This window comes from Burkholderia sp. Bp8994 (assembly GCF_003853805.1).
Lineage (GTDB): Bacteria > Pseudomonadota > Gammaproteobacteria > Burkholderiales > Burkholderiaceae > Burkholderia.
On the sequence record NZ_QTQH01000004.1, the window covers coordinates 1 to 13,941 of the forward strand.

General features: G+C 64.9%; 10 protein-coding genes and 1 rRNA gene. 10 read left to right on the forward strand and 1 reads right to left on the reverse strand.

The genetic code is table 11. The annotated features are described in order from the left end of the window. The first annotated feature begins 220 nt into the window (after nucleotides 1–220). From rrf to DIE04_RS04905, 3 genes are all read left to right on the forward strand, one after another. Nucleotides 221–333, forward strand: a 5S ribosomal RNA gene (rrf, locus tag DIE04_RS04895). Between the two features lie 392 nt (nucleotides 334–725). Beyond that, nucleotides 726–2,801 carry a molybdopterin-dependent oxidoreductase gene (locus tag DIE04_RS04900; protein ID WP_124520035.1) on the forward strand — a complete coding sequence of 692 codons (2,076 nt, stop codon included), beginning with the start codon at nucleotides 726–728 and terminating at the stop codon, nucleotides 2,799–2,801. Nucleotides 2,802–2,937: 136 nt separating this feature from the next. After that, nucleotides 2,938–4,611: a long-chain fatty acid--CoA ligase gene (locus tag DIE04_RS04905; RefSeq protein ID WP_124520033.1), complete on the forward strand. Its 1,674-nt coding sequence runs from the start codon at nucleotides 2,938–2,940 to the stop codon at nucleotides 4,609–4,611. Between the two features lie 353 nt (nucleotides 4,612–4,964). On the opposite strand, the gene DIE04_RS04910 is transcribed toward DIE04_RS04905, so the two are convergent. After that, nucleotides 4,965–6,122, reverse strand: a complete 1,158-nt coding sequence (locus DIE04_RS04910) for a porin (protein WP_044844243.1) — start codon at nucleotides 6,120–6,122, stop codon at nucleotides 4,965–4,967. 277 nt (nucleotides 6,123–6,399) lie between these two features. Between DIE04_RS04910 and coq7 the strand changes: the two genes are divergently transcribed. From coq7 to murF, 7 genes are all read left to right on the forward strand, one after another. Beyond that, a complete protein-coding gene (gene coq7, locus DIE04_RS04915; protein ID WP_059608158.1) occupies nucleotides 6,400–7,026 on the forward strand; it encodes a 2-polyprenyl-3-methyl-6-methoxy-1,4-benzoquinone monooxygenase in 627 nt (208 codons plus the stop codon). A gap of 388 nt (nucleotides 7,027–7,414) precedes the next feature. Continuing rightward, nucleotides 7,415–7,843, forward strand: coding sequence for a division/cell wall cluster transcriptional repressor MraZ (gene mraZ / locus DIE04_RS04920; RefSeq protein WP_006400450.1), 429 nt, complete (start codon nucleotides 7,415–7,417; stop codon nucleotides 7,841–7,843). Between the two features lie 23 nt (nucleotides 7,844–7,866). After that, nucleotides 7,867–8,808, forward strand: a complete 942-nt coding sequence (gene rsmH, locus DIE04_RS04925; protein ID WP_124520031.1) for a 16S rRNA (cytosine(1402)-N(4))-methyltransferase RsmH — start codon at nucleotides 7,867–7,869, stop codon at nucleotides 8,806–8,808. Continuing rightward, nucleotides 8,805–9,146 carry a cell division protein FtsL gene (ftsL, locus tag DIE04_RS04930; protein WP_044844241.1) on the forward strand — a complete coding sequence of 114 codons (342 nt, stop codon included), beginning with the start codon at nucleotides 8,805–8,807 and terminating at the stop codon, nucleotides 9,144–9,146. Before rsmH ends, ftsL begins: the two co-directional genes overlap by 4 nt. After that, nucleotides 9,143–10,990 carry a penicillin-binding protein 2 gene (locus DIE04_RS04935; protein WP_124520029.1) on the forward strand — a complete coding sequence of 616 codons (1,848 nt, stop codon included), beginning with the start codon at nucleotides 9,143–9,145 and terminating at the stop codon, nucleotides 10,988–10,990. Before ftsL ends, DIE04_RS04935 begins: the two co-directional genes overlap by 4 nt. Then, the gene (locus DIE04_RS04940) at nucleotides 10,987–12,525 is read left to right on the forward strand and encodes a UDP-N-acetylmuramoyl-L-alanyl-D-glutamate--2,6-diaminopimelate ligase (RefSeq protein WP_124520027.1); all 1,539 of its coding nucleotides are present in this window, start codon (nucleotides 10,987–10,989) and stop codon (nucleotides 12,523–12,525) included. Before DIE04_RS04935 ends, DIE04_RS04940 begins: the two co-directional genes overlap by 4 nt. Next, nucleotides 12,522–13,928, forward strand: a complete 1,407-nt coding sequence (gene murF / locus DIE04_RS04945) for a UDP-N-acetylmuramoyl-tripeptide--D-alanyl-D-alanine ligase (protein ID WP_124520025.1) — start codon at nucleotides 12,522–12,524, stop codon at nucleotides 13,926–13,928. The genes DIE04_RS04940 and murF overlap by 4 nt, the downstream gene beginning before the upstream one ends. The last annotated feature ends 13 nt before the right edge of the window (nucleotides 13,929–13,941 follow it).

Below are 13,941 nucleotides of genomic sequence, written 5' to 3' on the forward strand. Positions count from 1 at the left end.
TCAGGTGTGTAAGCGCAGTAATGCGTTCAGCTAACTGATACTAATTGCCCGTAAGGCTTGATCCTATAACAAGTCTGCCTTGTAGATCGGCGCCGTGCGACAGCACCGGCCGCAAGATCCAGAGCGACAAGTTGGATTCTCGTGTGTGATACACACAACTCAAAATTACTGCTTCTTCCCAGATTGGTCGCGTTGCGAAGCAACGTGACAACCCTCTTTGCCTGATGACCATAGCGAGTCGGTCCCACCCCTTCCCATCCCGAACAGGACCGTGAAACGACTCTACGCCGATGATAGTGCGGATTCCCGTGTGAAAGTAGGTAATCGTCAGGCTCCCTAAGCCAGAAACCCCCGCCCGAAAAGGCGGGGGTTTTTGCATTTGCGGCAAAGAAATACGCGATCTCAGGCCGTCGAATCTCTCCCGTTTTTTGCTCAAGCCGCAACGCATATCCACTTTCCATCCTCCAGGACCATTCGCCCGCCTGTTCGCTTCTATCTTCGGTCAATAATCGACTCGCGCGAACTCGGCGAAGCCGCTGGCCTGGCACCATTCATACCCGCTCCACATCGTCGCACCGACTTTTCAAAGTTCGTCCCGTATCGATATTCGCCATCCGCCGCCTCCGCTTTTTAGCCAAATAGGCCGGAAACTCGTGCGAAATGACGCCTTATTCGGCGTGGCCACGTAGAATTTGCGAATCTCCACCCCAGTAGCATCCAGAACGATGAACGCCGCCACTCAGATAGCTCGGGCCGTATGCCCGCACGATTGTCCGGACACGTGCGCAATGCGTGTGACCGTCGAAAACGGTCGGGCGATCAAGGTCGCGGGCGATCCCGACCATCCGCCGACGCAAGGCGTGCTGTGTACGAAAGTCAGCCGATACGCCGACCGCGTTCATCATCCCGACCGACTCACTGTTCCCCTCAAGCGCGTGGGCGCGAAGGGGGAGGGGCGCTTCGTGCCGATCAGCTGGAGCGAAGCATTCGACGAGATCGGTCGTCGTCTCGGCGAAATCGCCGCGCGCGCGCCGGAGGCGATCCTGCCGTACAGCTACGCGGGAACGATGGGGCTCGTGCAGGGCGAAGGCATCGCCCAGCGGTTCTTCCATAAACTCGGTGCGTCCCGGCTCGAGCGGGCCATCTGCGCGGCGGCCGGCGCAGCAGGGCTGCGCTATACGTATGGCGGAAGCGTCGGCATGCATCTCGAGCATTTCGAGGAAAGCGAGTTGATCCTGATCTGGGGCGCCAACCCGATCGCCTCCAGCCTGCATTTCTGGACCCGTGCGCAGGAAGCCAAGCGTCGCGGCGCCCGTCTCGTCGCAATCGATCCCTACCGCTCGCTGACGGCAGAGAAATGCCATCAGCACATCGCATTGAAACCGGGCACCGACGGAGCGTTCGCACTCGGCATGATGCATGTACTGATCACCGAGGATCTGCTCGATCACGACTACATCGCACGCCATACGCTCGGCTTCGATGCGCTCAAGGCGCGAGCCCTGTCCTATCCGCCGGAGCGTGTCGCGCAAATCTGCGGCATCGAGGCGTCGGAACTGATCGAACTCGCACGTCGTTACGGCGCGACCCGCAAGGCATCGATCCGCCTCAATTACGGCATGCAGCGCGTGCGCGGGGGCGGCAACGCCGTGCGCGCGATTGCGAGCCTGCCTGCGCTGACGGGCGCGTGGCGCGACCGGGCCGGCGGGCTGCTGCTGTCGTCGTCGGAATCTGCACCGGTCAATCAGGCGGCGCTGCTGCGCCCCGATCTGATGCCCGGCTGGCCGCAGAAACTGCCGCGCATCATCAACATGAATGCCATCGGCGATGCACTGCTGCATCCGGGCGACGCGACTTTCGGGCCGAAGGTCGAAGCAGTGATCGTCTACAACTCGAATCCGGTTGCGGTTGCCCCCGACTCGTCGAAAGTCGCCGCCGGGTTCGCGCGCGAAGACCTGTTCACGGTCGTTCTCGAGCACTTCAAGACAGATACCGTCGACTTCGCCGACATTGTGTTGCCGGCCACGACGCAGCTCGAGCATCTCGACGTCCACAAGTCGTACGGCCACACCTATGTGATGGCGAATCTGCCGGCGATTCCGCCGGTCGGCGACGCACGACCGAACACCGAAATCTTTCGCGGCATTGCGCGCAGCATGGGGCTGGACGAGCCCGCGCTTTATCACAGCGACGAAGAGGTCGCGCAGGCGGCGCTTCGCTGGGACGATCCGGCACTCGACAGCGACTGGGAGACGTTGAAGCGTGCCGGCTGGCTGAAGCTCAAGGTTGCGGACGCGCCTTTCGCGAATGGCGGCTTTCGCACACCGTCCGGCAAATGCGAATTCTACAGCGCGCGACTCGAGCAGATGGGCATGGACCCGGTGCCCGATTACCTGCCGCCGTTCGAATCGGCGGAGGCGGCGCCTGAACTCGCCGCCCGCTACCCGCTCGCGATGATTTCGCCGCCGGCCCGGCACTTCCTGAACAGCACGTTCGTGAACGTGGACAGCCTGCGCAGCACGGAAGGCCAGCCGCATCTCGATATTCACCCGGCCGACGCCGATGCGCGCGGCATCGCGGAGGGCGACGTCGTACGCATATTCAACGACCGCGGATCGATGCAGGCGGTCGCAAGAGTGACTGATCGCGCGCGGGCGGGGCTCGTCGTCGGACTGTCGATCTGGTGGAAGAAATTGTCGGCGGACGGTCGGAACACGAACGAAGTGACGAGTCAGGCGCTGACCGACCTCGGCAACTCGGCGACCTTTTACGATTGTTTGGTGGAAGTTGAGCGGACTTGACGGAACTTCCAGATATGATCGGACGAATGCGTTCGAAAGTTCGAAGTGGACATCTAACCCTGTTGTCTCAGGACGGGCGAGCCGCTACGATGCGTTTTAGCACGACCATTCGAAAATCAGTGAGGAGACGCGCGGTATGGATAAAATTTGGCTGAAATCGTACCCACCCGGCGTTCCAGCCGAAATCGACGCGTCTCCATATCCTTCCGTCCCGGATCTCCTCGACGAGAGCTTCAGGCAGTATCGCGACCGCAAGGCGTTCGTCTGCATGGGCAAGAGCATCACGTACGGCGAACTCGATGCACTGTCACGCCGGTTCGGCGCGTGGCTGCAGTCGCGTGGCCTGAAGCGCGGCGCACGCGTCGCGCTCATGATGCCGAACGTGCTGCAGTACCCGGTGGCGATCGTTGCCGTGCTCCGCGCGGGCTACACCGTCGTCAACGTCAACCCGCTCTATACGCCGCGCGAGCTCGAACATCAGCTGAAGGACAGCGGGGCCGAGGCGATCGTCATTCTCGAGAATTTCGCGTCGACGTTGCAGGCCGTTATCGCCAATACCGACGTCAAGCATGTCGTGGTCGCGTCGATGGGCGACCTGCTGGGCATCAAGGGCTGGCTCGTCAATTACGTCGTACGCAACGTGAAGAAGATGGTGCCGGCCTGGCAGCTCCCGTCGTTCACGCGCTTCAAGGCCGCGCTGTCCGAAGGGGCGCGGCAGACCTTCAAGCCGCCGAAGATCGGCCCAGACGACGTCGCGTTCCTCCAGTACACGGGCGGTACGACGGGTGTCGCGAAGGGCGCGACGCTGCTGCACCGGAACATCGTGTCGAACGTGCTGCAGGCCGGCGCCTGGCACCATCCCGCGCACGCGAAGTACCCGGAGGTGAAGCAATTCGTGACGGTAGTCGCGCTGCCGCTCTATCACGTGTTCGCGCTGACGGTCTGCGGCTTCCTGACGATGCGCACGGGCGGCATGGGCATCCTGATTCCGAATCCGCGCGACATCGGCGGCATGATCAAGGAACTGAAGGGATACCAGATTTCGACGATTCCCGCCGTCAACACGCTGTACAACGCAATGCTGAACCATCCCGAATTCAACCAGCTCGACCTGTCGAAGCTCGTGATCGCCAACGGCGGTGGCATGGCGATCCAGGAAGGCGTCGCGAAGCGCTGGTACGAGAAGACCCAAACGGCGATCATCGAAGGGTACGGCCTGTCCGAAACGTCGCCGGTCGCGACCTGCAACCCCGTGACGGCGACCGAGTACAGCGGGACGATCGGCCTGCCGCTGCCGTCGACCGAAATTGCCATCCGCGACGACGCCGGCAACGACGTCGCGCTCGGCGAGCCGGGCGAGATCTGCATCCGCGGGCCGCAGGTCATGGCCGGCTACTGGAACCGCCCGGAAGAAACCGCGAAGGTCATGTTCGCGGACGGTTTCTTCAAGACCGGTGACGTCGGCGTGATGGACGCGCGCGGTTACGTGAAAATCGTCGACCGGAAGAAGGACATGATCCTGGTATCCGGTTTCAACGTGTATCCGAACGAGGTCGAGGACGTGGTGGCGTCGCACCCGGGCGTGTTCGAGGTGGCGGCGGTCGGCGTGCCAGACGAGCATTCGGGCGAAGCCGTGAAGCTGTTCGTCGTGAAGAAGGATCCGGCGCTGACCGACAAGGACATCCTCGCGTACTGCAAGGAGCGGCTCACCGGTTACAAGCGGCCGAAACTCGTCGAGTTCCGCACGGAGCTGCCGAAGACGAACGTCGGCAAGATCCTGCGGCGCGAGCTGCGCGACGGACGCGCGTAACACTCAAGTCGAACGAAGGAGCCCGGTCTGTGCCGGGCTCTTTTGTTTGTGGTGCGGCATCAGGGCTGCCGCGCCATATCGGAACGGCGCGCGTTCGTCCGGGCGCGCCGCGGCGGGCGGAGCGCCCCGGTCGGGCCGCCCGCCGCCGATTCGATTCGAACGGGGCGGCACTTCGCTGCACGCCGGAGTCGGCAAATGGTGGCGTTCGTGTCGAGTCAGCGTCGCGAACGATTCGTCGCCAAGAGCGCGTGACCCGGCGATCATTCCGCGCACACCGCACACCGCTTCGCAGCCCCAAAAGAAAAGGCGCCCGAAGGCGCCTTCAAGATGCTGCGGCTTGTCAGGCAAGCTGATTAGAACTTGTGACGGATACCGACACGCGCCGCGACCTGGTTGCTGGTCGTCGACGGATCGAGACCGTTGATCGAAGCATGTGCCTGAACGACGTTGCCTGCCGAGTCGAGCGTGTTGCCCGATGCATGCTGGTACACGCCGATCACGTAGACGTCCGTGCGCTTCGACAGGAAGTAGTCGACGCCCAGCGAGCCCTGGTGGTACTTGGCTGCCGAGTTGCCGTCGATCTTGCTGCCTTGCGTGTAGTCGTACGCCGCACCGACGATCAATGCCGGGGTCAACTGATACTTGAAGTTGATTTCGCCGTTGTTGAAGGTCGCGGTCTGGTTCACGAACGGACCGACCGAGAAGCCCTTGAACTTCGTGTTCGAGTACGTCGCGCCGATCGTCGCTGCGCCGAACGTGTATGCGCCGCCCGCACCGATGACCTGGTACGTGTTCGCGCTGTTCGCATACGCGCCGTAGACCGGCGACGACACGGCCGTCGCCGCAGCCGACGCGCCCGTATTGAACATGCCGCCGAAGTTCGCCGGCGTACGTGCGTTCAAGTAGCCGACACCCAACACCAGCGGGCCGTTGTTGTAACCGGCGCCGAGCGACCAGACCTGGTTCTTCGAGAACTGGCCGGCTTGACCGCCGAAGCTGTACAGGCCGCCGAACGAGAAGCCGCCGTAGGTCGGGCTCGTGTACTTGACCGCGTTGTTCACACGGTAAGCGTTGTTGAAGTTGTCGAGGTCGCCCGGGTGAGCGGCGATGTAGCCGCCCCACTGGTCGCCTGCCTCGAGCGGGCCGACGAAGTCGACGACGGAGTCGTACTGGCGACCCAGCGTGACCGTACCGTACTGGCTCGACAGGCCGACGTAAGCCTGGCGGCCGAACATCAGGCCGCCCTGGCCGAGCTTGCCGGAGTTGACGTCAAAACCGTTCTCGAGCACGAAGATTGCCTTCAGGCCGCTGCCCAGATCTTCGGTGCCGCGCAGGCCGAAGCGGCTGCCTTGCATCACGCCGCTTGCCAGGCCGTACAGGTGGCCGCCCTTGGCGTTGTTGTTGAAGATGAAGCCTTCATCGATGATGCCGTAAAGCGTCACGCTGCTTTGCGCATGTGCAGCGCCAGCAAACGCGCCCAGCGCGACGAGCGCGAGAAGCGACTTTTTCATTAACGGATCTCCAAGAATCACTGAATTTTTTTGGCGGGGCGGATAGTTATGGTGTGTTGACGGGCCCCATCAACTTCGCAAGAAGTCGCACGTAATGTAGCAAAGCCGATTTTTCCGACAAAGCGAAATGCCGTGGCTCAAGGTTCCCATGTTTCCTTTATGCAACAATGGTTAAAATCACGGGTTAACCGCAATTTCCGCTGAATAATCAAGTCGGTTACGTAGCGGAGCACGTGCCGTTGCCGCCCGCGGCAGCGCACGCAGCCAGGAGAACAGGATGGTGTTGGACGAACTGATCAGCGAATTCGATCGCGGCCTGCGATCGCTGACCGGCATTAGCCGGATGAGCCGCCCAGTGCCCGCGCCGGCGGAGCCGCCGGCCGGCGAACTGACCCCCGCGGAGCGCACGCATGCCGCAGGGCTGATGCGCGTGAACCACGTCGGCGAGGTCTGTGCGCAGGCGCTTTATCAGGCGCAGAAGCTGACCGCGCGCTCGTCGTCGTCGAAGGCGATGTTCGAGGAAGCCGCGCGCGAGGAGGAAGATCATCTCGCGTGGACCGCGCACCGGCTGAAGGAACTCGATTCGCGTCCGAGCCTGCTCAACCCGCTGTGGTACGCCGGCGCGCTCGCGATCGGTGTCGTCGCCGGCACGCTGGGCGACAAGGTCAGCCTCGGCTTCATGGCGGAGACGGAGCGTCAGGTCGAGAGCCACCTCGACGGGCACCTGTCCGAGCTGCCGGCGACCGACACGGCGTCGCGCGCGATCGTCGAGCAGATGCGGCTCGACGAGGTGAAGCACGGCAAGGCCGCGACCGATGCCGGCGGGATCGAACTGCCGCTGCCCGCACGGATGCTGATGCGCGCCGCGTCGAAAGTCATGACGAGCACTGCATACTATCTGTGACATTCGGAGGTGGGCGGCGCATGACGCCGCCCACCTCCGTCACCCATCGATACCGCCCGTTTTTTCCGCGTTTTCCCGCCCCCGAAAGCCCCGTCCGCACGCCAGTCTGGCCCGCCTTTCTCACGTATCACCTTCACAAGTTGCACTAGCTCATTCATTTATAACGGTTTTTGGTATGAGGGGCCGCATGAGCATGTGCGCGTAAGTCCTTGTTCTAACTAACAAAATTCGTCAAAAAACCGGGCCGCTCCCTTGACCGTGCCAAACCCTTCCTCTAAAGTGGGAGACAGTGTGAGAAAGTGTATTTTTGTGTGATTTGGCGGGCTATTCGGGCTAAATTCTTGAGCGTTGAGCGGGTGCTTCGGTGCCCTGAACGGGAGAGCGGAAAGTGTTCCAAGGGGCGTCGGCGCTGACGCTCGATGCGAAAGGGCGGATGTCGGTGCCGGCTCGCTATCGCGAAGCGCTGCAAGGACAGGCAGAAGGACGGGTGACTGTGACCAAGCACCCGGACGGCTGCCTGTTGCTGTTTCCGCGCCCCGAATGGGAGGTATTCCGCGCCAAGATCGCCGCGCTGCCGATGGATGCACATTGGTGGCGGCGGATCTTTCTCGGCAATGCAATGGATGTCGATCTCGACAGCGCGGGCCGGATTCTCGTATCGCCCGAGCTGCGGATGGCGGCCGGACTGGAAAAGGAAGTCATGTTGTTGGGAATGGGTAGTCACTTCGAGCTGTGGGATTCGCAGACCTACATCGCGAAGGAGCAGGCAGCGATGGCGCAGGGCATGCCCGACGCGCTGAAGAATTTCACGTTCTGATTGCGGTGACGGAGACGCCCGCGATGGGAAACGAATTGCAGCATCGGACCGTGCTTCTGGACGAAGCGGTCGATTCGCTCGTGACGCGGCCGGACGGCATTTATGTCGACGGTACGTTCGGGCGCGGCGGTCACAGCCGCGCGGTGCTCGCGCGGCTGGCGGCGGCCGGCCGGCTGATCGCGTTCGACAAGGATCCGAGGGCGATCGAGACGGCGCAGCGCATCGAGGATGCGCGCTTCTCGATCGTGCATGACAGCTTTGCATCGATGCGCGACGCGCTTGCGGCGCGCGGCGTCGAGAAGGTGTCGGGTGTGTTGCTGGACCTGGGCGTGTCCTCGCCGCAGGTGGACGATCCGGCGCGCGGCTTCAGCTTTCGCGCGGATGGCCCGCTGGACATGCGAATGGATCCGACGCGCGGCGAGTCGGCGGCCGAGTGGCTCGCGCGGGCTTCGGTGCAGGAATTGACGGAGGTGATACGGGATTATGGGGAAGAACGGTTTGCTTTTCAGATTGCAAAGGCGCTTGTTGCTCGCCGGGCAGAGTCCGACCGTCTTGGGCCTCTCGACACCACGGGCGAGCTTGCCCAAATCGTGGGTAACGTCGTCAAAACCCGTGAGAAGGGCAAGGATCCGGCAACCCGCACCTTTCAGGCTATACGGATTCACGTCAATCAAGAGCTTGCGGACCTGCAAGTCGTACTAGACACGGCATTGTCGTTGCTGGAGCAAGGGGGGCGGCTGGTGGTCATCAGCTTTCATTCACTCGAGGACCGGATCGTCAAGCGATTCATGCAGGCGCACGCGAGCGCGCCTGCGGTCGATCGTCGCCTGCCGATCCGCGCCGTCGACCTCCCGAGCCCGCCGCTCAAGATCATCAGCCGCCAGTTTCCGAGCGAAGCGGAAGTTGCCGCGAATCCGCGCGCCCGGTCGGCCGTGATGCGCATCGCGGAGCGCGTCACGCCATGAGCCGCTTCAATATCTTCCTGCTGATCATCGTGATGGGCTGCGCGCTGTCGGTCGTCAATTCGACGAACCAGCAGCGCCAGATCTTCATCCAGCTGCAGCGTGCGCAGTCGCAGGAGCGTCAGCTCCAGCAGGACTACGCGCAGCTTCAATATCAGCAGAGCGCGCTGTCGAAGACGTCGCGTATCGAGCAACTCGCGAACGATTCGCTGAAGATGCAGGCGATCACGACGGGTCGCACCCAATACCTGACGCTGCCGCCGGGCGCCGTGAAGGCGATCGACGCACCGATTCCGGCTTCGGCCGAGACGGCCGCCAAGGGCGGGGGAGGCGCGCGATGAAGCCGGCACAAAAGCGCCAGGACGTGAAATTCTCGTCGAGCCCCGTGCTCGGCGTGCACCTGCCGATGTGGCGCTCGAAATTCGTCGTGTTCCTGCTGTTCATGGCGTTCGTCGCACTGGCCGCGCGGGCGTTCTGGATCCAGGGGCCCGGCAACGCGTTCTATCAGAAGCAGGGCGAAAGCCGCTACCAGCGCACGATCGAGCTGCCGGCCACGCGCGGCAAGATCCTCGACCGTAACGGGCTCGTGCTCGCGACGAGCCTGCCCGTGCGCGCGATCTGGGCGATTCCGGATGCCGTGCCGGACGATCTCGGCGCGGACAAGGTCAATCAGCTCGGCAAGCTCCTCGGCATGACGCCGAAGGAACTGCGCGTGAAGCTGTCGGAAGACAAGGGATTCGTCTACGTGAAGCGCCAGGTGCCGATCGACATCGCGGACAAGGTCGCCGCGCTCGACATCCCCGGCGTCTATCAGCGCAACGAATACAAGCGTTTCTATCCGGAAGGCGAGATCACTGCTCACCTGATCGGCTTCACGAACGTCGAGGACGAAGGGCAGGAAGGCGTCGAGCTCGGCGACCAGAAGATGCTGTCCGGCACGTCCGGCGTGCGCCGCGTGATCAAGGACCGGATGGGGCACATCGTCGAGGACGTCGCCGAGCAGATCCCGCCGCACAACGGGACGGACGTCGACCTGTCGATCGACAGCAAGATCCAGTACATCGCGTATGCGAACCTGAAGGCCGCCGTCGAGAAGTTCAAGGCGAAGGCCGGCGCGGCGATGGTGGTCGACGTGCGTACCGGCGAGGTGCTCGCGCTCGTCAACTACCCGACCTACAACCCGAACGACCGTTCGCGCATGACGGGCGAGCAGTTGCGCAACCGGATCATGACCGACGTGTTCGAGCCGGGCTCGATCATGAAGCCGTTTACGGTGTCGCTCGCGCTCGACCTGCACCGCGTGACGCCGAACACGCTCGTCGAAACGGGCAACGGGCATTTCGTGCTCGATGGCGCGCCGATCACCGACGACGCGGGTTTCGGCACGCTGACGGTCGGCGGCGTGATCCAGAAGTCGAGCAACATCGGCGCGACGAAGATCGCGATGACGATGCGGCCCGAGGAAATGTGGAATATGTATACGAGCATCGGCCTCGGTCAGGCGCCGAAGGTCGGGTTCCCGGGCGCGGTGGCCGGCCGCCTGCGTCCGTGGAAGAACTGGCGGCGCATCGAGCAGGCGACGATGTCGTACGGCTACGGCCTGTCGGTGTCGCTGTTCCAGCTCGCACGCGCCTACACGGCGATCGCGCACGACGGCGAGCTGATGCCCGTGACCATTTTCAAGACCGACCCCAATCAGCCGATCGTGGGCACGCAGGTGTTCAACCCGACCACCGCGCGCGAAGTGCGCGCGATGCTCGAGACGGTGGTCGCGCCGGGCGGCACGTCGCCGGATGCGGCCGTGCCGGGTTATCGGGTCGGCGGCAAGAGCGGTACCGCGTACAAGCATGAGGGTCACGGCTACACGCGCAAGTACCGCGCGTCGTTCGTCGGGATGGCGCCGATGCCGAATCCGCGCGTCGTGATCGCGGTGTCGGTCGACGAGCCGACCGCCGGCAGCCACTTCGGCGGCCAGGTGTCGGGCCCCGTATTCTCGGCGATCGCGGGCGACACGATGCGTGCGCTGAACGTGCCGCCGAACATGCCGATCAAGCAACTGGTCGTGTCCGACGACACGCCGGGCACGCCCGCCAAGACGGGCCCGCAAAAGCTCGCCGCCGGCGGCAGTGCGAAGCATATGATCGTATCCAGCACGACACGTAATTCACCAGGAGTTGTTCGATGAGCGCCGCTCGCAGTTCCCATCCGGCGCATCAGCAGATCGCGGCCGCGCTTGCGTGGCTGCGCCAGCATGTGGCCCCCGCGGCGCAACTGCATGCCGACACGCGCAGCCTGCAGGCAGGCGACGTGTTTCTCGGCTATGCGGTCGACGGGGCAGACAATCGCGCCTTCATTGCCGAGGCCGTCTCCCGCGGTGCGGCCGCCGTGCTGTATCAGCCGGAAGGCCTTGCAGCCGCGCCGGTCGCACCCGTCGCACTCGCGGTGCCGGCGCTCGACCAGCTGGCCGGTGAGATCGCCAGCGGCTGGTACGGCGACCCGAGCGACAGTCTGCTCGCCATCGGCGTGACCGGCACCAACGGCAAGACGTCGTGCACGCACTGGATCGCGGCCGCGCTGACGGCGCTGCACCAGCCGTGCGCGCTGATCGGCACGCTCGGCAGCGGCATGCCGGGGCAGCTGGTGCCGACCGGCTTCACGACGCCGGACGCGCCGCAGCTGCAGCGCAGCCTCGCGCAACTGCACGACGCGGGCGCAAAGGCCGTCGCGATGGAAGTGTCATCGCACGCGCTGCACCAGGGCCGCGTGAACGGCACGGCATTCGACATCGCCGTGTTCACGAACCTCACGCAGGATCACCTCGACTATCACGGCACGTTCGATGCGTACGAAGCCTCGAAGTCGAAGCTGTTCGCATGGCGTGGCCTGCGCGCGGCGGTCGTCAATCGCGACGACGCAGCCGGCCGCCGCCTGCTCGAGAAGCTGGCCGGCCGCGTGCGCACGATCGCCTACGGGATCGGCGACGTGCACGCAGCCGACGCCGATCGCGAGCTGGTCGCGCTCGACGTGCGCGCGACCGCCACGGGCACGGCATTCCGCCTGCGCTCGTCGTGGGGCGACGCGGACATCGAGGTCGGCACGCTCGGCACCTTCAACGTCAGCAACCTGCTCGCGGTGCTCGGCTCGCTGCTCGCGGCCGACTTGCCGTTCGACGCGGCGGTCGCGGAAATTGCGCGGCTCGAGTCCGTCAACGGCCGCATGCAGCGCCTTGGCGGCCGGCTGGCGAACGATGAACCGCTGGTCGTGATCGACTATGCACATACGCCCGACGCGCTCGAGAAGACGCTCGACGCGTTGCGCCCGATCGCGGCGGCGCGCGGCGGACGGCTCGTCTGCATGTTCGGCTGCGGCGGCGATCGCGATGCGACCAAGCGTCCGCTGATGGGCGCGATCGCCGAGCGGCTCGCCGACGAAGTCGTCGTCACGAGCGACAACCCGCGCAGCGAGGATCCGCAGCGCATCATCGACCAGGTCATCGCGGGCATGACCGCGCCCGATCGCGCACGCCGCATCGAGGATCGCGCGAGCGCGATCCTGCAGGCCGTGCGCGGCGCCGCCCGCGAGGATGTCGTCGTGCTGGCCGGCAAGGGGCACGAGGCAACGCAGGAAATCATGGGCAAGAAGCGCACGTTCTCCGATCAGGATCACGCGCGGCTCGCACTCGCGGCACGCGCGACGCATGGCAAGGGAGGCGGCGAATGACGATGCTCAGTCTGGGCGAAGCCGCCCGCCTGATTCCCGGCGCCACCGTCCACGGCGATCCGGACACCACGTTCGAGCGCGTGTCGACGGACAGCCGCACGGTCGGCCCTGGCGACCTGTTCGTCGCGCTGAAGGGCGAGCGCTTCGACGCGCACGACTTCCTCGGCGACGTGGCCGCGTGCGGCGCGTCGGCGGCGCTCGTCGCACACGTGCCGGCGGGTCTCGCGATGCCGGCGATCGAAGGCGGCGAAACGCGTGCCGCGCTCGGCGCGCTCGCGCACGGCTGGCGCAAACGATTCGCGCTGCCGCTCGTCGCGGTGACGGGCAGCAACGGCAAGACGACCGTCAAGGAAATGATCGCGTCGATCTTCGCCGCGGCGGTCGGTACCGACGCGCGGCTCGCGACGGCCGGCAACCTGAACAACGACGTCGGGCTGCCGCTGACGTTGCTGCGCCTGTCGACCGCGCATCGCCTCGCAGTGATCGAGATCGGCATGAACCACCCGGGCGAGACCGAAGTTCTGGCGCGCCTCACCGCGCCCACGGTCGCGCTCGTCAACAACGCGCAGCGCGAACACCAGGAATTCATGGCGACGGTCGAAGCCGTCGCGCTCGAACACGCGGCCGTGATCCACGCGCTGCCGCCGGACGGCGTCGCGGTGTTCCCGGCCGACGATGCGTACGCGGGCATCTGGCGCGTCGCGGCGACCGGCAACCGGATCCTCGATTTCGCACTGCACGACGCCGAACGGCAGAACGATGCGCAGGTCGTCGGTCGCCTTCACGGCGGCGAACTCGCGATCGACACGCCGGCGGGCGCCGTCACGGTGCGGTTGCGTGCGCTCGGCGAGCACAACGCGCGCAACGCGCTGGCCGCGACGGCCGCGGCGCTGGGCGCGGGTGTCGAACTGTCGGCGATCAAGCAGGGCCTCGAGTCGTTCGAACCGGTCAAGGGCCGGCTCCAGGTGAAGCAGGCGATCGCCGGCAGCCTCGCGGGCGCGACGGTCGTCGACGATACGTACAACGCGAACCCCGATTCGATGCGTGCGGCGATCGACGTGCTTGCTGCCCATCCGGCGCCGCGCGTGCTGGTGATCGGCGACATGGGTGAAGTCGGCGACGAAGGCCCGGCGTTTCACCGGGAGATCGGTGCGTATGCGCGCGAGCGCGGCATCGATGCGCTGTTCGCGCTCGGCGATGCGTCGCGCGATGCGTGCACGGCGTACGGCGAGACGGCCCGCCACTTCGGCGACGTCGGCGCGCTGGTGACGGCGCTGCTCGCGGCGGGCTATGGCGCGCGGGCGACGGTGCTCGTGAAGGGCTCGCGGTACATGAAGATGGAGCGCGTGGTCGACGCGCTGACGAACCAACCCGCGGCGGGCACGGTGCCCGCTGCACACTGAGTAGAAGGAAGGA